The following is a 19,662-nucleotide window of genomic DNA, read 5'->3' as shown; positions in this document are numbered from 1 at the left end:
GCGCGCGCCGTTGACACATGCGGCGGCGCCATCCAGACTCGCTGGTTCCTCCCCGCACCGAGCGCGCTCATGGTCACCTGCTACCTTCGCTACGTCATCGATCCGTACAAGCTCGACCAGTTCGAGACCTACGGCAAGATGTGGATTCCGCTCGTCGAAAAATTCGGCGGCACGCATCACGGCTACTTCCTGCCGTCCGAAGGGGCGAACAACATTGCGCTCGCGATGTTCTCGTTCCCGAGCCTCGCCGAATACGAGCGCTACCGCGAACGCTCGATCGACGATCCGGCCTGCCAGGCCGCGTTCCGCTACGCGGAGGACACGCGCTGCATCGTCAGCTACGAGCGCAGCTTCTTCCGGCCGGTATTCGAGTAACGGGCAACGGCCCCGCATATCGCGCCCCTTTTCCCGACCGGGGCAAAAAAAAGCCCCGCCTGCATCCGCGCGGCGGGGCCAACCCATGTCAGTAGAGACATCAAGGAGGAGACGGGCCCATCTTATCGACCACGGCCCGCCCTCCCAACCAAGCATTTCTGCTATCGATCTGGACGGCCGCGCACACGATTGCCCCTGCCGCGCGGCATATCGATAGAACGAAAAGTCGTTTTCAGAGTGGCGGCGGGGTCGTTACCATCTGGGTTTTAAGCCTGTGCTTAGCCGGGCAAGCCATCCCCAAGGAGCGCCCCTTGACTGCATTCGATCAACACCGCCGCCCGTTCGTCGTCGGCATTGGCGGTACCACCCGGGCAGCGTCGTCGACCGAACGTGCGCTGTCGTTCGCGTTGCGCGGTGCGCAGGCGGCCGGCGCACGCACGCGCCTGTTCGACGGCCCGTTCCTGCATACGCTGCCGCACTACGCGCCCGAACACAAAACGCTGACCGACGCGCAGCGCGAACTGATCGACGCCGTGCGCCAGGCCGACGCGATCATCATCGCGACGCCCGGCTATCACGGCGGCGTCTCCGGCCTCGTGAAGAACGCGCTCGACACGCTCGAGGAACTGCGCGCGGACGATCGCCCCTATCTCGACGGGCGCGCGGTCGGCCTGATCGTCACCGCCTACGGCTGGCAGGCGGCCGGCACCGTGCTGACGTCGCTGCGTTCGATCGTGCACGCGCTGCGCGGCTGGCCGACGCCGTTCGGCGCGACCGTGAACACGCTCGAAACGCGCTTCGACAGCGCCGACAGTTGCTCCGATCCGAAGGTCGTCGCCCAGCTCGAGACGGTCGGCACGCAGGCGGCCGAGTTCGCGCTCGCGTTCGCATCGCATCGCGCGGCGTCGCATGCGGCATCGGTCGATGCGCTCGCGCCCGTGCTGAAGATCGCCAACCAGTAACTTCCCCGCCTTCCACCGCCCGCGCCCGGCCGACCCGATTCGCCGGCGCGGGCGGCGTGCATCGGACGAGCGGCCACGCGCCGCGCACATCGACGCCTCTCCCTGCTGCCCTTGCCCCGCGCCGATAACGATTCGGCCCACCGCGTGATTTGCATTGGCCGAAAGATTGGTTCACGCCACGGGTGGGTTTTCGTACGCTGAACCTCCGAACTTTCTCCGCGCACGCCATGAACCGTACGATCCGCTACAAGGGCTACGAAGTCGCCCCCGCTGCCGCCCGGTTGCCGAACGGGCTGTTCGCCGCCAACCTGACGATCGAGAAGGCAAGCGGCGGCCCGTCGCCGCGCGCCGTGTCGTTCGACGCGATCGATTTCTTCTTCGAGGAAGAGCACGCGCTGGCCTACGCGTCCCGCTGGGGCCGCCTCTGGGTCGACACGCACGCGTGACCGGCGCGCGCATGGCCGCTCGAAAATACGCGTTTACGGAAGCTATGCAAGAATCTTTCGACCCGTAATCGCATAGCAACAGCCATGAGTGACACGCTGCAGGAAGAGCATGCAGCAGCAGATCACGCAATGCGCAACTGGACCTTCGAGAGGCCGGGTCCGGTCCGGATCGGTTCCGATGCGCACATGCAGATGTTCTGCCGCATGCTGCTCGACACACACAACCCGTACAAGCCGGCGGTGATCGACTGGCCCGCGCTCAAGCCCGCCGAGCTCAAACGGCTCACGTCGCTGCCGATCTGGGACATCGCGGTGCAAACCGAAGGCCGCGCATCGATCCGCGTCGCGACCTATGCGGCGACGATCGACAATCCGCTGCTGCGCCGCGCGCTCGAGATGGACGGCGGCGAGGAAGCCCGCCACAAGGTCGTGCTGTCGAAGCTGGTCGAGGCCTACGGCATCCGGCTCGCTCCCGAGCCGCCCTATCCCGCGCCGAAAGATCCCGAGTGGTGGTGGATCGTCACGGGCTTCAGCGAATGCATCGACAGCTTCTTCGCGTTCGGGCTGTTCCGTTCCGCGCAGCGCTCCGGCTACTTCCCGCCCGAACTCGTCGACACCTTCGAACCGGTGATCCAGGAAGAAGGCCGCCACATCCTGTTCTTCGTGAACTGGTACGCGTGGTACTGGCGCAGCCTGCCGTGGTGGCGCCGGCCGTGGTTCTTCGCGCGGGTCGCGGCCGTGTGGGTGCATTTGATTCGTGAACGCATCGGCATCGCGCGCGGCATCGATTCCGACGGCGTCGCGCGCGACGCGAACTTCCCGGCGACCGGCACCGCCGACATCGGCGACGCGCTCAACCCGCGCGAGCTGATCGAACTGTGTCTTGCGGAGAACGACCGGCGGATGGCCGGCTATGACACGCGCCTGCTGCGCCCGATGTTCGTGCCGCGCATGGCGCGGTTCGCGTTGCGGCTTCTCAAGAAGTAAGGCAACCGCTCGGGACAGGGCCCGGTTGCCCGGTCGAGCAACCGGGCAACGCCCGTCGACGATCGTCACGCCGGGACGGCCCGAGTTGCGCCGGAATCCGGCGGCTCGCAGTCGCTTCTTTCGCATCCGGGCACGCAGCAGACGATCCGCTGCGATCGATGCATCCGTTCTGTTCCGTGCCCTGCGTCCCGTTCGAACCTCGATGCGTGCTCGTCGCACTTGCACGCCGAACCGTATTCCTTGGGCTGCCCGGCCCGCCGACGGCTCGAAATTGCCCCATCGCACGCGTTGCATCCGGCTGCCGGATGTGCCGCGCCCGCCCCATTTGATCCATCCCTTTTTTCTGGAGCTTCGGCGCGCGTGCGCCGCGCCCGGACAAATTGTCACACCCAGGATCCGATGATTCGGCGGCGCCGCCACCCATGCCGGCCAGCGTCATTCACACCCTGTCGCCAGCCGGCCCAAAGCGGAAGCGGGTCACGCCTCCCGGACGGGTTTACCCCCTCTCCGAATCCCGCCCGAATATCAACATAACCGAAACAGTCAATAGGACAAATTCGAAAGACGAATGATGACGGCCCGGCCCACCGCTCTGTAGCACTTTTTTACAAATTCGACGCCCCAACCGGCCCGAAACGCCCGTCGCGCGGGCCACCGTCGCACCCAGGATGCGCATATCAGCACAGCCCGATAGTCGAAATTCCAGATTAAATTGATTTATAGATAACACACAAAATCAATAGAAAATCGACACTCAAATCCTGAATTAACAAATTAACAAGATAGTAACCATATTATCCATTCGCACACCCAACAACATTACATTCATGAAAGGATTGCCTGATGCGCAAACGTTTGCTATTTCATTTGTCTTACGTTTGAGCTCCTCGGATGTGTAACCTGCCGCACAAAACCTACGTAACCAATTGATTTTCATGCGAAAAATAGAATTCCAAGCGCACCAACAGAACACTACAACGAGCATTCTTACACCCTTCAAACGCATTCAGCGGCAATGCATCAAAACACGATGTATTGACCATCCTTTAACTTTCAAAACCCTCCATTTATCACTCTTTGTCAATTTAAAAAATCCCGATCCAATAAACTCCGCCCATCAATTTTGAGATTCGCGCGAGCGCACGGAGTAATCCTCTAACGAAAGAGACCGGTGTGTGGCGTGCACATTTGGAGGTAGCAGGACATGAACCGCACATACCGCTCGATCTGGAACGAAGCTCTTGGCGCCTGGGTCGCGGCATCGGAAATCGATTCGGCACGGGGCAAGCCGAACAAGTCGGCTGTTGTGGTCGCCATCGCCGCCACACTGGCGGTCGCGTTGCCTTCGCTCGCGAGCGCGGCAACCTACATACCCGGAACCGTCAACAGCTTCGGGCAATTCTCGGTGTCGAGCTGCTCGTCCTCGAGCGGCAGTACCGCTGCCGGTCGAACGACGATGGGCGATACGAACGCCTATCCCACCGACGGTTCAGGCACGTGGTCGACCGTGACGGGCTGTAACGCGTCCGGCGGCAACAACCTCGCCGCGACGGTTTACGGCACCTACGCCCAGGTAACCGGCAAGGGCGGCACCGCTCAGGGCTTCCTCAGCTCGGCCGCCATGTGGGGCACCGCCGCCGGTCTCGAAACGACCGCGAGCGGTGTCGGCTCGACTGCGCTGGGTTTCGGCTCAACCGCAAATGCACTGAACTCCGTCGCGATCGGCGGCGCAGCCGGCAACGGCACGACCCCGCTTTCGTACGCAAACTCGACCATCGCTTCAGGTAACGGTGCGGTTGCTATCGGCAGCAATGCAACCAAGGGCGCTCAGTCGGCCGCTTCGGACGGCATCGCGATCGGCGGGCAGTCGTCCGTCACGTCGAGCGCCACTTCGGGTATCGCGATCGGTCGCGGTGCAACCGTCAATGGCGCGTACGGCATCGCGCAAGGCGACGGCGTCGTCTCCGGCGCGATGGGCCAGAACGTCGCCATCGGCTCGTCGGGCACGACCGCCAACAGCGGTTCCGCGACTGGCGGCGCCGTGGCGATCGGTCGCGCGCAGACGGCCAGCGGCGACGGCGCAGTCGCGCTCGGCACCAGCAACTCGGCCAGCGGCACGGGTGCGGTCACGCTCGGCAACGGCAACTCGGCGAACGGCACCGGCGCGGTTGCGTTGGGCAGTGCCAACAGCGTGACGGGTGCGGGTTCGGTCGGTATCGGCAGCAGTGCCAAGGCGACTTACGCGGGTTCGACCGCGGTCGGCGCTTCGTCGTATGCGGGCGGCGCTTCGGCGCCTGCCGCCGCTTACGGCAACGGCAGTTCCGCGACGGCGAACTATGCGACCGCGATCGGTGTCAATGCCAACGCTGCCGGCGGGGGCAGCGTGGCGCTTGGCGTCGCCACAGCAAGTGCGGTCCAGAGCGTTGCGATCGGCCAGACAACCACGGCGTCCCAAGCCGGCAATATTGCGATCGGGTCTTTCGCGACCGCAAGCGGCAACGGTAATGCAGTCGCGATGGGCTACCAGTCGACCGCTTCGGCCGGCAACGCGCTGGCGCTGGGTTACCTGTCGGTGGCCAACGTGGCCAACTCCGTTGCCCTCGGCAACAACTCGGCGACGACGGGTGGTGCAGCGACCCCGGTGACCGGCGGTACGGATACGGTCAGCTCCGCGACGATCGGTGGCCAGACGTTCAGCAACTTTGCCGGCTCAAACGGCGCCAACGGCGTCGTCAGCGTCGGTACGGCAGGCAACGAGCGCCGCATCCAGAACGTTGCCGCTGGTGTCGTCACCTCGGCCAGCACCGACGCGATCAACGGCAGCCAGCTCTACTCGGTCGCGAGCACGACGACGTCGAGCATCGTGAGCCTGTCGACGTCGGCTTCGACCGGTTTGTCGTCGGCCAACAGCTCGATCGGTTCGCTGTCCACCGGCATCACGTCGCTGTCGACTTCTGCGTCGACCGGTCTGTCGTCGGCGAATAGCTCGATTGGTTCGTTGTCGACCTCCACGTCGACGGGTCTGTCGTCGGCTAACAGCTCGATTGGCTCGCTGTCCACCGGTGTCACGTCGCTGTCGACTTCCGCGTCGACGGGTCTCTCGTCGGCTAACAGCTCGATCGGTTCGCTGTCCACCGGCGTCACGTCGCTGTCGACTTCCGCGTCGACCGGCCTCTCGTCGGCCAACAGCTCGATCGGTTCGCTGTCCACCGGCGTCACGTCGCTGTCGACTTCCGCGTCGACCGGCCTCTCGTCGGCTAACAGCTCGATCGGTTCGCTGTCCACTGGCGTCACGTCGCTGTCGACTTCCGCGTCGACCGGTCTCTCGTCGGCCAATAGCTCGATCGGTTCGCTGTCGACCTCTACGTCAACGGGTCTGTCGTCGGCCAACAGCTCGATCGGTTCGCTGTCCACCGGCGTTACGTCGCTGTCGACCTCCGCGTCGACCGGTCTCTCGTCGGCGAACAGCTCGATCGGCTCGCTCTCGACCTCTACGTCGACTGGCCTGTCGTCCGCCAACAGCTCGATCGGTTCGCTGTCCACCGGCGTTACGTCGCTGTCGACCTCCGCGTCGACTGGCCTCTCGTCCGCTAACAGCTCGATTGGTTCGCTGTCGACCTCTACGTCGACTGGCCTGTCGTCCGCCAACAGCTCGATCGGTTCGCTGTCCACCGGCGTTACGTCGCTGTCGACCTCCGCGTCGACCGGCCTCTCGTCGGCTAACAGCTCGATCGGTTCGCTGTCCACTGGCGTCACGTCGCTGTCGACTTCCGCGTCGACCGGTCTCTCGTCGGCTAACAGCTCGATCGGCTCGCTCTCGACCTCGACGTCGACGGGTCTCTCGTCGGCCAACAGCTCGATCTCTTCGCTGTCCACCGGCGTCACGTCGCTGTCGACTTCCGCGTCGACCGGCCTGTCGTCGGCTAACAGCTCGATTGGTTCGCTGTCCACCGGCGTCACGTCGCTCTCGACCTCCGCGTCGACCGGTCTCTCGTCGGCCAACAGCTCGATCTCTTCGCTGTCCACCGGCGTCACGTCGCTGTCGACTTCCGCGTCGACCGGTCTCTCGTCGGCCACCAGCTCGATCGGTTCGCTGTCGACCGGCTTGAGCTCGACCAACAGCACGGTCCTGTCGCTGTCGACGTCGACGTCGACCGGCCTGTCGTCGGCCACGAGCTCGATCGGTTCGCTGTCGACCGGCCTGAGCTCGGTCACGGTCAAGACGGACAACCTCGGCAACAGCACGGCATCGGCACTCGGCGGCGGGTCCAAGTACGATCCGACGACCGGGACGGTCTCCGCTCCGGCGTACACGACCTACAACGCGAACGGCACGACGACGACCGCCAACAGCGTCGGCTCGGCGATCAACAACATCAACAGCCAGGGCATCAAGTACTTCCACGCGAATTCGACCGGCGCCGACAGCACCGCGACCGGCACCGACGCCGTCGCCATCGGCACCGGCGCCGTCGCCGGCACCAACAATTCCGTTGCGCTCGGCGCCAACTCGCAGACCAACACGGCGTCTGCCACGAGCAGCGCGACCGTTGGTGGCGTCACGTTCGACGGCTTTGCAGGCACTTCGCCGGTCGGCACAGTCAGCGTCGGCAGCGCCAACAACGAGCGGCAAATCACCAACGTCGCCGCCGGCCAGGTAACGTCGAGCAGCACCGACGCGGTCAACGGCAGCCAGCTCTATTCGGTCGCCGCACAGGTTGGTAGCGCGACCAGCGCCATTTCGTCGCTGTCCACTTCGACGTCGACGGGTCTGTCGTCGGCCAACAGCTCGATTGGTTCGCTGTCGACTTCGACGTCGACCGGCCTCTCGTCGGCGAACAGCTCGATTGGTTCGCTGTCGACTTCCACGTCGACCGGCCTGTCGTCGGCGAATAGCTCGATCGGTTCGCTGTCGACTTCCACGTCGACCGGCCTGTCGTCGGCGAACAGCTCGATTGGTTCGCTGTCGACTTCCACGTCGACCGGCCTGTCGTCGGCGAACAGCTCGATTGGTTCGCTGTCGACTTCCACCTCGACGGGTCTGTCGTCGGCCAACAGCTCGATCGGTTCGTTGTCGACTTCCACGTCGACCGGCCTGTCGTCGGCCAATAGCTCGATCGGCTCGTTGTCCACGTCGACCTCGACCGGCCTGTCGTCGGCCAATAGCTCGATCGGCTCGCTCTCGACCTCCACGTCGACCGGCCTGTCGTCGGCGAACAGCTCGATTGGCTCGCTGTCGACCTCGACGTCGACGGGCCTCTCGTCGGCTAACAGCTCAATTGGTTCGCTCTCGACCTCCACCTCGACGGGTCTGTCGTCGGCCAATAGCTCGATCGGCTCGCTGTCGACCTCCACCTCGACCGGCCTGTCGTCGGCGAATAGCTCGATCGGCTCGCTCTCGACCTCCACGTCGACCGGCCTGTCGTCGGCCAACAGCTCGATCGGCTCGCTCTCGACCTCCACGTCGACGGGCCTCTCGTCGGCCAACAGCTCGATCGATTCGCTGTCGACCTCGACCTCGACGGGCCTCTCGTCGGCCAATAGCTCGATCGGCTCGTTGTCCACGTCGACCTCGACCGGCCTGTCGTCGGCCAATAGCTCGATCGGCTCGCTCTCGACCTCCACGTCGACCGGCCTGTCGTCGGCGAACAGCTCGATTGGCTCGCTGTCGACCTCGACGTCGACGGGCCTCTCGTCGGCTAACAGCTCAATTGGTTCGCTCTCGACCTCCACCTCGACGGGTCTGTCGTCGGCCAATAGCTCGATCGGCTCGCTGTCGACCTCCACCTCGACCGGCCTGTCGTCGGCGAATAGCTCGATCGGCTCGCTCTCGACCTCCACGTCGACCGGCCTGTCGTCGGCCAACAGCTCGATCGGCTCGCTCTCGACCTCCACGTCGACGGGCCTCTCGTCGGCCAACAGCTCGATCGATTCGCTGTCGACCTCGACCTCGACGGGCCTCTCGTCGGCCAATAGCTCGATTGGTTCGCTCTCGACCTCCACGTCGACGGGCCTGTCGTCGGCCAACAGCTCGATCGGTTCGTTGTCCACGTCGACCTCGACGGGCCTGTCGTCGGCCAATAGCTCGATCGGTTCGCTCTCGACCTCCACGTCGACCGGCCTGTCGTCGGCCAACAGCTCGATCGGTTCGCTGTCGACCTCGACCTCGACCGGCCTGTCGTCGGCGAACAGCTCGATCGGTTCGCTGTCGACTTCCACGTCGACGGGTCTGTCGTCGGCCAACAGCTCGATTGGTTCGCTCTCGACCTCCACGTCGACCGGCCTGTCGTCGGCCAACAGCTCGATTGGTTCGCTCTCGACGTCGACCTCGACCGGTCTCTCCTCGGCGAACAGCTCGATTGGTTCGCTGTCGACGTCCACCTCGACGGGTCTGTCGTCGGCCAACAGCTCGATTGGTTCGCTGTCGACGTCCACCTCGACGGGTCTGTCGTCGGCGAATAGCTCGATCGGCTCGCTCTCGACCTCCACGTCGACCGGCCTGTCGTCGGCGAATAGCTCGATTGGTTCGCTGTCGACTTCTACCTCGACGGGTCTGTCGTCGGCCAACAGCTCGATCGGATCGTTGTCCACGTCGACCTCGACCGGCCTGTCGTCGGCCAATAGCTCGATCGATTCGCTGTCGACTTCGACGTCGACCGGTCTCTCGACGGCTAACAGCTCGATCGGTTCGTTGTCGACTTCCACGTCGACCGGTCTCTCGACCGCTAACAGCTCGATCGGCTCGCTGTCGACCTCGACGTCGACCGGCCTCTCGTCGGCTAACAGCTCGATCGGCTCGCTGTCGACCTCGACGTCGACCGGCCTCTCGTCGGCCAATAGCTCGATCGGTTCGCTGTCGACTTCCACGTCGACCGGCCTGTCGTCGGCCAATAGCTCGATCGGCTCGCTCTCGACCTCCACCTCGACGGGTCTGTCGTCGGCCAACAGCTCGATCGGTTCGCTCTCGACCTCCACGTCGACCGGTCTCTCGTCGGCCAACAGCTCGATCGGATCATTGTCCACGTCGACCTCGACCGGCCTGTCGTCGGCCAATAGCTCGATCGATTCGCTGTCGACTTCGACGTCGACCGGTCTCTCGACGGCTAACAGCTCGATCGGTTCGTTGTCGACTTCCACGTCGACCGGTCTCTCGACCGCTAACAGCTCGATCGGCTCGCTGTCGACCTCGACGTCGACCGGCCTCTCGTCGGCCAACAGCTCGATTGGCTCGCTCTCGACCTCGACGTCGACCGGCCTGTCGTCGGCAAACAGCTCGATCGGTTCGCTCTCGACTTCCACGTCGACCGGCCTCTCGTCCGCCAATAGCTCGATCGGTTCGCTGTCGACTTCCACGTCGACGGGTCTGTCGTCGGCTAACAGCTCGATTGACTCGCTCTCGACCTCGACCTCGACGGGTCTGTCGTCGGCTAACAGCTCGATTGGCTCGCTGTCGACTTCGACGTCGACCGGCCTGTCGTCGGCCAACAGCTCGATTGGTTCGCTGTCGACGTCCACGTCGACCGGCCTGTCGTCGGCTAACAGCTCGATCGGCTCGCTCTCGACCTCCACGTCGACCGGCCTGTCGTCGGCTAACAGCTCGATTGGTTCGCTGTCGACATCCACGTCGACGGGTCTGTCGTCGGCCAATAGCTCGATCGGTTCGCTGTCGACCTCGACCTCCACGGGTCTGTCGTCGGCCAATAGCTCGATCGGTTCGCTGTCGACGTCGACCTCCACGGGTCTCTCGTCGGCGAATAGCTCGATCGGTTCGCTGTCGACGTCGACCTCCACGGGTCTCTCGTCGGCTAACAGCTCGATCGACTCGCTGTCGACTTCCACGTCGACGGGCCTGTCGTCGGCCAACAGCTCGATTGGTTCGCTGTCGACCTCGACCTCGACGGGTCTCTCGTCGGCCAATAGCTCGATCGGCTCGTTGTCGACCTCGACCTCGACGGGTCTCTCGTCGGCCAATAGCTCGATCGGTTCGCTCTCGACTTCCACGTCGACGGGCCTGTCGTCGGCCAACAGCTCGATCGGTTCGCTGTCGACTTCCACGTCGACGGGTCTGTCGTCGGCCAACAGCTCGATCGGTTCGCTGTCGACGTCCACGTCGACGGGTCTGTCGTCGGCCAATAGCTCGATCGGCTCGCTGTCGACCTCGACCTCGACGGGGCTCTCGTCGGCCAATAGCTCGATCGGCTCGCTGTCGACCTCGACCTCCACGGGTCTCTCGTCGGCCAATAGCTCGATCGGTTCGCTGTCGACCTCGACCTCCACGGGTCTCTCGTCGGCTAACAGCTCGATTGGTTCGCTGTCGACCTCGACCTCGACCGGCCTCTCGTCGGCCAACAGCTCGATTGGTTCGCTGTCGACCTCGACCTCGACCGGCCTCTCGTCGGCTAACAGCTCGATCGGTTCGTTGTCGACCTCCACGTCGACCGGCCTGTCGTCGGCTAACAGCTCGATTGGCTCGCTGTCGACCTCGACGTCGACCGGCCTCTCCTCGGCTAACAGCTCGATCGGTTCGCTCTCGACCTCGACCTCGACCGGCCTCTCGTCGGCTAACAGCTCGATCGGTTCGCTCTCGACCTCGACGTCGACCGGCCTGTCGTCGGCCAATAGCTCGATCGGTTCGCTGTCGACGTCCACGTCGACGGGTCTGTCGTCGGCCAATAGCTCGATCGGCTCGCTGTCGACCTCGACCTCGACGGGTCTGTCGTCGGCGAACAGCTCGATCGGCTCGCTGTCGACCTCGACCTCCACGGGTCTGTCGTCGGCCAACAGCTCGATTGGTTCGCTGTCGACCTCGACCTCCACGGGTCTCTCGTCGGCGAATAGCTCGATCGGGTCGCTGTCGACCTCGACGTCGACCGGTCTGTCGTCGGCCAACAGCTCGATTGGTTCGCTGTCGACGTCGACCTCCACGGGTCTCTCGTCGGCTAACAGCTCCATCGGCTCGCTGTCGACGTCGACGTCGACCGGTCTGTCGTCGGCAAACAGCTCGATCGGTTCGCTGTCGACGTCCACGTCGACCGGCCTCTCGTCGGCGAACAGCTCCATCGGTTCGCTCTCGACTTCGACCTCGACCGGTCTCTCGTCGGCCAACAGCTCGATCGGCTCGCTGTCGACCTCGACCTCGACCGGCCTCTCGTCGGCGAACAGCTCAATCGGTTCGCTCTCGACCTCGACCTCGACCGGCATCAACTCGCTGTCCACTGGCTTGAGCAGCACGAACAGCTCGGTGTCGTCGCTCTCCACGTCGACCTCGACGGGCCTGTCCTCGGCGAACAGCTCGATCGGCTCGCTCTCGACCTCGACCTCGACCGGCATCAACTCGCTGTCCACTGGCCTGAGCAGCACGAACAGCTCGGTGTCGTCGCTGTCCACGTCGACCTCGACGGGCCTGTCCTCGGCCAACAGCTCGATCGGTTCGCTGTCGACCTCGACCTCGACGGGCCTCTCGTCGGCGAACAGCTCGATCGGCTCGCTGTCGACCTCGACCTCGACCGGCATCAACTCGTTGTCCACCGGCCTGAGCAGCACGAACAGCACGATCCTGTCGCTGTCGACGTCGACTTCGACCGGCATCGGCTCGCTGTCCACCGGCCTGAGCAGCACCAACAGCTCGGTGTCGTCGTTGTCGACCTCGACCTCGACCGCGATCAATGACGCGAAGACGCACTACTACAGCGTCAACGACAACGGCGTGCAGCAAGGCAACTACGACAACAAGGGCGCGACGGGCATCAACGCCATCGCAGCCGGCGTGAACGCCAGCGCAGCAGGCAACAGCAGCGTCGCGGTCGGCGACGGCTCGAACGCGCAGTCGGCAGGCGCGGTCGCGATCGGCCAGAACGCATCGGCAACGGGCGGCAAGGCCGTGTCGATCGGCTCCGGCAACACGGCAAGCGGCGACGGCGCGGTCGCGATCGGCGACCCGAGCATCGCAACGGGTACCGGCGCGGTGGCGATGGGCGCGAACGACACGGCGACCGGCGACGGCGCAGTGGCACTCGGCAACGCGAACACGGCCAACGGCGCCAGCGCGCTCGCACTCGGCAGCTCGAACCAGGCCACCGCGGACAACACGATCGCGCTGGGCAACAATGCCACGGCAAGCGCCGCCGGCGCACAAGCCTACGGCTCGGCTGCCAAGGCCACGGCCGCTGATGCGCTCGCCTTCGGCACGAACGCACAGGCCAACGTCGCCAACTCGATCGCACTCGGCGCGAACTCGGTCACGAGTGCCCCGAACCCGACGTCGAGCGCCACGATCGGCGGTGTCACGTACTTCTTCGCGGGCACCTCGCCGGTTGGCGTGTTGAACATCGGTGGACAGGACCAGGAACGCCAGATCACCGGCGTCGCCGCCGGCCGGATCTCGGCCAGCAGCACGGACGCGATCAACGGCAGCCAGCTCAACGCGACGAACAACGCGGTGAATGCCCTGTCGACCTCGACCGCGTCGAACGTCGCGTCGCTGTCGACCGGCATCAACTCGCTGTCCACCGGTCTGAGCGCGACGAACAGCAACGTGGCGTCGCTGTCCACGTCGACCTCGACCGCGATCAACTCGCTGTCGACGGGCCTGAGCGCGACGAACAGCAACGTCAACTCGCTGTCGACGTCGACGTCGACCGGCATCGGCTCGCTGTCCACCGGCCTGAGCACGACGAACAGCAACGTGGCGTCGCTGTCGACCGGCGTGAGTGACATCAACAACACGCTGAACCAGCTGTCGACGACGGTCAACAACAACACGATCCGTTCCAACAACAACAACGGTGTCGCCGCCGACATGAACGGCAAGGGCAACGACCTTCCGGTCGTCACCGCAGGTTCGAACTCGGTGGCGATCGGTGCGGGCTCCAACGACGGCGGCCGCTCGAACGTGGTGTCGGTCGGCAGCGACCAGCAGCAGCGCCAGATCACGAACGTCGCGCCGGGTACGCAAGGCACCGACGCGGTGAACGTGAACCAGCTGACGCAGGTGCAGACGACACTGTCGACGGCACTGTCGGGCCAGCAGGCGCAGATCAACTCGCTGGGTTCGCAACTGCAGCAGACCGACCAGATGGCGAAGCAGGGTATCGCGGCCGTCGGCGCGATGGCGTCGATCCCGCAGCTCGATCGCGACGCCAACTTCGGGATGGGCGTGGGTACGTCGACCTTCCTCGGCCAGAAGGCGATGGCGGTCAACATGCAGGCCCGTATCACGGAGAACCTGAAGGCGTCGATCAACGGCGGCTTCAGCGGCGGTCAGAAGGTGATCGGCGCCGGCATGCTGTACCAGTGGAAGTAACGCGTCGCGCCGCCAGGCCGCCCGGCTCGCCAGCCGGACGGCCCGCGGCGGCCCCGACGGCCAGACGAGCCCGCCGCGCAAGCCGTGGCGGGCTTCAGTCAACCCAAGCATTGAGGATGTAACCGTGAACAAACTCGCTCTTGCGCTCGCGCTTTCCGCAACGGCCCTCGCCGCGTGCTCGACCGCATCCGGCCCGACCTTCAGCGCCTCCGAACTGCAGCCGCGCGACGGCGTGCGCACCTTCCAGGTGGACTGCCACGGCCTGCTGTCGGGCCCGCAGACCTGCATGAAGGCCGCCCGCAAGATTTGCGGCGAAGAACCCGTGCGCGCCCTCGACTCGGCCCGCGCGCTGCGCGACAAATCCGATCCCGCGACGCTCGTGTTCCAGTGCGGCGCCGCGCCGGCCGAAACGGCGTCGGCCGCCACGCCGGCGGCTGCCGTCGTCGAACAGGTGAACCTGTCGGGCGACGCGCTGTTCGCGACCGACCACGCGACGCTCGCCCCGACCGCGCGCGAATCGCTCGACCGTTTGCTGAGCGAGCGCGCAGACCACACGTACTCGCAGGTGAGCGTCACCGGCTTTACGGATTCGGTGGGCAGCGACGACTACAACCTCGCGCTGTCGAAGCGCCGCGCCGAATCCGTCGCGGCATACCTGAAGGCGCACGGCCTGAAGACCGACTCGCTGACGGTCTCGGGCCGCGGCAAGGCCGATCCGGTGGCGTCCAACGCGACGCCGGAAGGCCGCGCCAGCAACCGCCGCGTCGAAATCCGCCTGCAGCACTGAGCGTAGCGCCGCCGCGCGCGGCGCCCCGCTCCGGCAAGCCGCCAGCACCGCGCCGGACCGGCACCCGACCGCCACCGGACCACCCGGGCGCCGCTTCGCCGGCGCCCCGTTCCCGTGGGCCGGCGGCTATGTCAAAGTTCGTCATGTCCCTCCACAAACCGGCGGTTTCCATGCCACAATCGCCGCAGACAGTCGCCGGGGCAGCCTGCCCGAATCGCGCGCCGTGCCAGGCGTGCCCGACGACACGCCGGAATCCGGCTGCCGCCCCCGCGATCCACGTCACACGATTCGCCTGCTGCGGCGCACCGGCGCGAATCCAATCATGACAATCCACGGCGCGCCGCTTCCCGGCCCGGCGCTCGACGCCACGCCCGGACGCACGACGCCGCAGAGGAAACCAACCGGTGACGGACATCAATGAAGCCGCCTCGGGCGGCACTCGCAAGCAACGGCCGGCCGTCGGCATCTCGCTGTTTGCGCGCGACGGCCAGGCGATCTGGGAAAACGGCATACACCAGAACATCGCGTTCCTCGCGATGATGCTCAAGCGCTCGGATCGCGTCGGCCCCGTCTACTTCCTGAACGGCGGCGACGCCAACGCACTGCCGGCCGGCCTCGAACTCGACGGCCTCGACATCCCGCTCGTCAAGCCCACCGACGTCACGCACGAACTCGACGTCGTGATCGAAATGGGCGCGCAGCTGCCGGTCGAATGGCTCAGGCACATGAAGGCGCTCGGCAAGAAAATCGCCGCGTTCTTCTGCGGGCACGTGTACGCCGGCCTGTGCGAAACCCCGATCTTCGGCAAACCGTCGGGACACGTCTTCAACGGCGCGCCATTCGACGAAGTATGGCTGCTGCCGCAATACGACAAGACCGCCGCGCCGATGCTGCAGACCATCCTGCGCGCGCCGGTCCACCTGATGCCGCACATCTGGTCGCCGTACTTCCTCGAGCGCCGCGTCGCCGCGCTCGCCGCGGAAGGCGCGACGTTCGGCTATCGGCCGGGCCGCCGCCCGTGGCAACTGGCCATGCTCGAACCGAACATCTCGGTCGCGAAGTCCTGTCACTACCCGATGCTTGCGTGCGATGAGTTCTACCGCGCGCGTCCGGACGCGGTTCAGCACATGTTCGTCGTGAACGCGTTGCACATGAAGGAGCATCCGACCTTCGTGCACTTCGCGAACAGCCTCGATCTCGTGCGCCAGCACAAGGCCACCTTCGAGCCGCGCCTCGACCTGCCGGGCTTCATGGCGCGCCACGCGGATGCGGTCGTGTCGCACCACTGGGAAAACGGGCAGAACTATCTGTATTACGACGTGCTGTACGGCGGCTATCCGCTGATCCACAACTCGACGCTGATCGGCGACGCCGGCTATTACTACCCGGACTTCGATGCCGCCGCGGGCGGCCGTGCGCTGCTCGATGCGTGGCTGCATCACGACGAACGCCTCGACGACTACCGTGCGAAGGCCGGCCGGCTGCTGCAGTCGGTCTCGATCGACAACCCCGCGAACCTCGACGCGTTCGTCTCGCGTCTGGTCGCCTGAACCGGAGAATACGCATGTCGGACTCCAATGCCCGTCAAGCGCCCGGCGAGGGCAAGCGTCTCGTCGTCGGCGTGTCGCTGTTCGTGCGCGGCGCCGGCCAGTCGCTGTGGGAAAACGGCATCTTCCAGAACTGCCTGCTGCTGATCCTGCTGCTGCGCCAGTCGCCGCTCGTCGCGGAAGCGGTGATGGTGAACGGCGGCGAACAGATCGCCGATCCGCAGATGATGCTCGGCGAATGGGACGTGCCGCTGCTGTCGATGGACGAAGCGCTGCAGCGCTGCGACGTGCTGATCGAAATGAGCGCGCAGTTCGGCGCGGACTACCTGCGCGCGTTCCGCGAGCGCGGCGGCAAGGTCGTCACGATGCGGGTCGGCAACGACTACGTGATCGACATCGAACGCGCGATGTTCGACAAGCCGTCGGGCTTCCTGTTCTCGGGCGCGCCATACGATGCGGTGTGGACGATTCCCGAGTTCGAGCGCTCGTGCCTGCACTATTACCAGACGGGCCTGCGCGCGCCCGTCACGATCGTCCCGCACATCTGGCATCCGATGCTGTTCGACAAGGCGCGCGCGACGCTCGGCGCCGGGCTGTCGTTCGGCTATGAGCCCGGCAAGCCGCGCTGGCGCGTGACGATGTTCGAGCCGAACATCTGCATGGTGAAGACCAGCATCATCCCGATGCTCGTGACCGAGGAAGCGTATCGCGCCAAGCCTGATTTCCTCGAGTTCGTGCGCGTGTGCAACACGCTGCACCTGAAGGAACATGCGACGTTCGTTCACTTCGCGAAGAGTCTCGACATCGTGAACCACGGGATCACGACGTTCGAGAGCCGCTACGCGGTGTACGAATTCATGGCCGCGTACGGCGATGCGGTGGTGTCGCACACGTGGGAAAACGCGCAGAACTACCTGTACTACGAGCTGCTGTACGGCGACTACCCGCTGGTCCACAACTCGCCGTTCCTCGGCAAGGCCGGGTATTTCTATCCGGACTTCGACTGCCAGGCCGGCGGCCGCGCGCTGCTGCAGGCGTTCGCCGAACACGACGCGAACCTCGAAGCGTACCGCGAGCAATCGAAGCACGTGCTCAGCTCGGTCAGCATCTACAACCCCGAGAACGTCGCCGCTTATACGGATGCGATCGCCACCCTCTATCGCGACGCCTGACGCAGCCGCCCTTTGCGGACGCCGACACAACCGCACGCCTGCCCCTCGCTCGCGCGACATGGCTGATCGGCTGCGCCGTCGCGCCGATCGCGATCGGCGCGCATGCGCAATCCATCGGCACGCCGGCCGACACGTCGTCATCCGCGCATCGTCCGCACCACGGAGCAACTGATGAAACTCAATGTCGCGATAACGATGAACGTGCAGCGCGATGCGACGCAGTCGATCTGGTACAACGGTGCGAACCAGCACTGCGTGTACCTGTACATGCTGCTGAAGCAGTCGCCGCTGATCGGCGAGGTCTGGCTCACGCACGACAACGGCATCACCGAGTATCCGCAGGCGCTGATGATGGACGCGTTCGGCGACGCGCTGCGGCCGCTGTCGGCCGTCGTCCATCAGACCGACCTGCTGATCGAGATGAATGCGTTCATCGATCCGACCCACACCGATGTCGTGCGCCAGCGCGGCGGCAAGTGCGTGTCGTACCGCTTCGGCAACGACTACGTGATCGCGGTCGAGACGATCAACTTCGAGAAGAACGACTGGCGGCCGAACCCGCACCGCGTGCAGTTCGACGAGATCTGGACCAACCCGCAGCACATGCATACGTGCGCGGCCTACTTCCAGGCCGTCTATCGCGCGCCGGTGATCGAGCTGCCGCATATCTGGTCGCCGTATTTCATCGAGCGCAGCCTCGACGCCGATCCTGAACTGAAAGCGCGCTTCGGCTATCGCAACCACGGCACCGCGAAACGCATCGCGTTCTTCGAGCCGAACCTGAACGTCGTGAAGAGTTCGATCGTGCCGATGCTCGCCGCGAACGCGTGCTACGTCGAGCACCCGGAGCTCGTCGAACACGTGTACATGACCAACACGTTCGACAAGAAGGAAAACGTCGCCTTCAAGCATCTCGCGCTCGGGCTCGAAATGGTGCGCGACGGCAAGGCAACCGCCGACGTGCGTGCGCCGTTCGTCGCGTGGGCCGCGCATCACACGGACATCGTCGTGTCCCATCATTGGGAAAACGGCCTCAACTACCTGCTGTACGACGCGCTGTACGGCAACTACCCGCTCGTGCACAACTCGCCGTTCCTGCGCGACGTCGGCTACTACTATCCGGATTTCGAGATCTTCGATGCGGCGCGTGCGATCGCGACCGCCGCGCAGACCCATGACGCGCGGCTCGACGACTACGCGGCGGCGGCCCGCCGTTGCCTGCACCAGGTCGACACGCTCGCCGAGCACAACGTCCGCGCGTATTCCGAGCAGATCCAGCGGCTGTTCGCCGGCCGCGCGCTCGGCTGACCGCTGTTGTCCGCGCAGCCGACCACGCATCAGGCCGTCCGCGATTTCGTCGCGATCGAGTCGATCCACAGTCGTTCGTCATCAACCGGCACCGTGGATGTCCGGCCGAGGCGCTGATCACGACCGGCCGCCTCCTCACCCAGCGCGAACTCGACGCGATCCTGCAGGTGATCGACAGCGCGACGACGCAGCCGACCACGCAATGGCGTGCGTGCTCGGCAGATTCAGGAAGGATCGATCGATTGGCCGGAAGTCCGGGCCGCCATGCGAGGAAGATGCCGACGCGGGCCGCGCCCATCGCGCCGTGCCAGCGCCCGTGACCGGCGTGAACAGGCGCTAGACCAGCACCCGATCGCCGCTCTGCGCGGCGAACACACGGCCGTGCCGCCGCCCCGTCCGCGCGAGCACGGCGAAGCAATGTGCCGCCGGCCGGCTGGCGCCGCCGGATTGCTTGACGACGCTGTCGGCTACGCCACGCGCGATCGCCGACTCTTCACCGCACGCGCCTGCGATGACACCCGCGTAATAGTGCCGCGCCGCCAGCTCACGACCACCGGCGTCGAGCGGCTTCATGCGCTGAATGCGACGCGCAATGACCTTCAGGCCGTCGAGATACGGCGCGACGTCGATCGGCACATCGGTCGCTTCGGCGCCCAGTTGCCACAGCATGTCGGCCAGCTCGGCGATCGCGACGAGGTCGCGCGCACCGGCCGCCTGCGTGCCCGTTCCGCCTCCGGCCTTCGTCCCCGCCATGCCCACGCCCCTTTGCGATTCGT

At 65.3% G+C, this 19,662-nt stretch carries 10 protein-coding genes; 9 read left to right on the top strand and 1 reads right to left on the bottom strand.

Features of this window, described 5'->3' with window-relative positions; translation table 11 throughout:
- Positions 1-69 precede the first annotated feature (69 nt).
- The 9 genes from ACN8ZM_RS17695 (at position 70) to ACN8ZM_RS17655 (ending at position 18,886) form a co-directional block, all read left to right on the top strand.
- On the top strand, positions 70-375 hold the full coding sequence (locus tag ACN8ZM_RS17695; RefSeq protein WP_420211891.1) for an NIPSNAP family protein: 306 nt from the start codon (positions 70-72) through the stop codon (positions 373-375).
- Positions 376-686: 311 nt separating this feature from the next.
- Complete coding sequence (locus ACN8ZM_RS17690; RefSeq protein WP_027790596.1) at positions 687-1,337, top strand: NADPH-dependent FMN reductase; 651 nt, start codon at positions 687-689, stop codon at positions 1,335-1,337.
- Between the two features lie 227 nt (positions 1,338-1,564).
- Positions 1,565-1,783 (top strand): hypothetical protein, encoded by a 219-nt coding sequence (locus ACN8ZM_RS17685; protein WP_043180681.1) that lies wholly within the window; start codon positions 1,565-1,567, stop codon positions 1,781-1,783.
- A gap of 84 nt (positions 1,784-1,867) precedes the next feature.
- On the top strand, positions 1,868-2,770 hold the full coding sequence (locus ACN8ZM_RS17680; RefSeq protein ID WP_043180683.1) for an aminomethyltransferase: 903 nt from the start codon (positions 1,868-1,870) through the stop codon (positions 2,768-2,770).
- Positions 2,771-3,974: 1,204 nt separating this feature from the next.
- A complete protein-coding gene (locus ACN8ZM_RS17675; protein WP_420212634.1) occupies positions 3,975-14,072 on the top strand; it encodes an ESPR-type extended signal peptide-containing protein in 10,098 nt (3,365 codons plus the stop codon).
- Positions 14,073-14,196: 124 nt separating this feature from the next.
- The gene (locus ACN8ZM_RS17670) at positions 14,197-14,859 is read left to right on the top strand and encodes an OmpA family protein (protein ID WP_420211890.1); all 663 of its coding nucleotides are present in this window, start codon (positions 14,197-14,199) and stop codon (positions 14,857-14,859) included.
- A gap of 404 nt (positions 14,860-15,263) precedes the next feature.
- The gene (locus ACN8ZM_RS17665) at positions 15,264-16,409 is read left to right on the top strand and encodes a DUF2827 domain-containing protein (protein ID WP_043180693.1); all 1,146 of its coding nucleotides are present in this window, start codon (positions 15,264-15,266) and stop codon (positions 16,407-16,409) included.
- Between the two features lie 14 nt (positions 16,410-16,423).
- The gene (locus tag ACN8ZM_RS17660) at positions 16,424-17,578 is read left to right on the top strand and encodes a DUF2827 domain-containing protein (protein ID WP_420211889.1); all 1,155 of its coding nucleotides are present in this window, start codon (positions 16,424-16,426) and stop codon (positions 17,576-17,578) included.
- A 171-nt stretch (positions 17,579-17,749) separates the two neighbouring features.
- On the top strand, positions 17,750-18,886 hold the full coding sequence (locus tag ACN8ZM_RS17655; protein WP_089451913.1) for a DUF2827 family protein: 1,137 nt from the start codon (positions 17,750-17,752) through the stop codon (positions 18,884-18,886).
- A 336-nt stretch (positions 18,887-19,222) separates the two neighbouring features.
- Here the strand turns inward: ACN8ZM_RS17655 and ACN8ZM_RS17650 are convergent, their stop codons facing one another.
- Positions 19,223-19,639 carry a hypothetical protein gene (locus ACN8ZM_RS17650; protein WP_420211888.1) on the bottom strand — a complete coding sequence of 139 codons (417 nt, stop codon included), beginning with the start codon at positions 19,637-19,639 and terminating at the stop codon, positions 19,223-19,225.
- Positions 19,640-19,662 lie beyond the last annotated feature (23 nt).

The organism is Burkholderia aenigmatica, from assembly GCF_048627025.1.
In the GTDB taxonomy this organism is placed as follows: Bacteria; Pseudomonadota; Gammaproteobacteria; order Burkholderiales; family Burkholderiaceae; genus Burkholderia; species Burkholderia aenigmatica.
The sequence above is the reverse complement of the archived record's forward strand: the minus strand, read 5'-3'. Positions and strand labels throughout refer to the sequence as shown.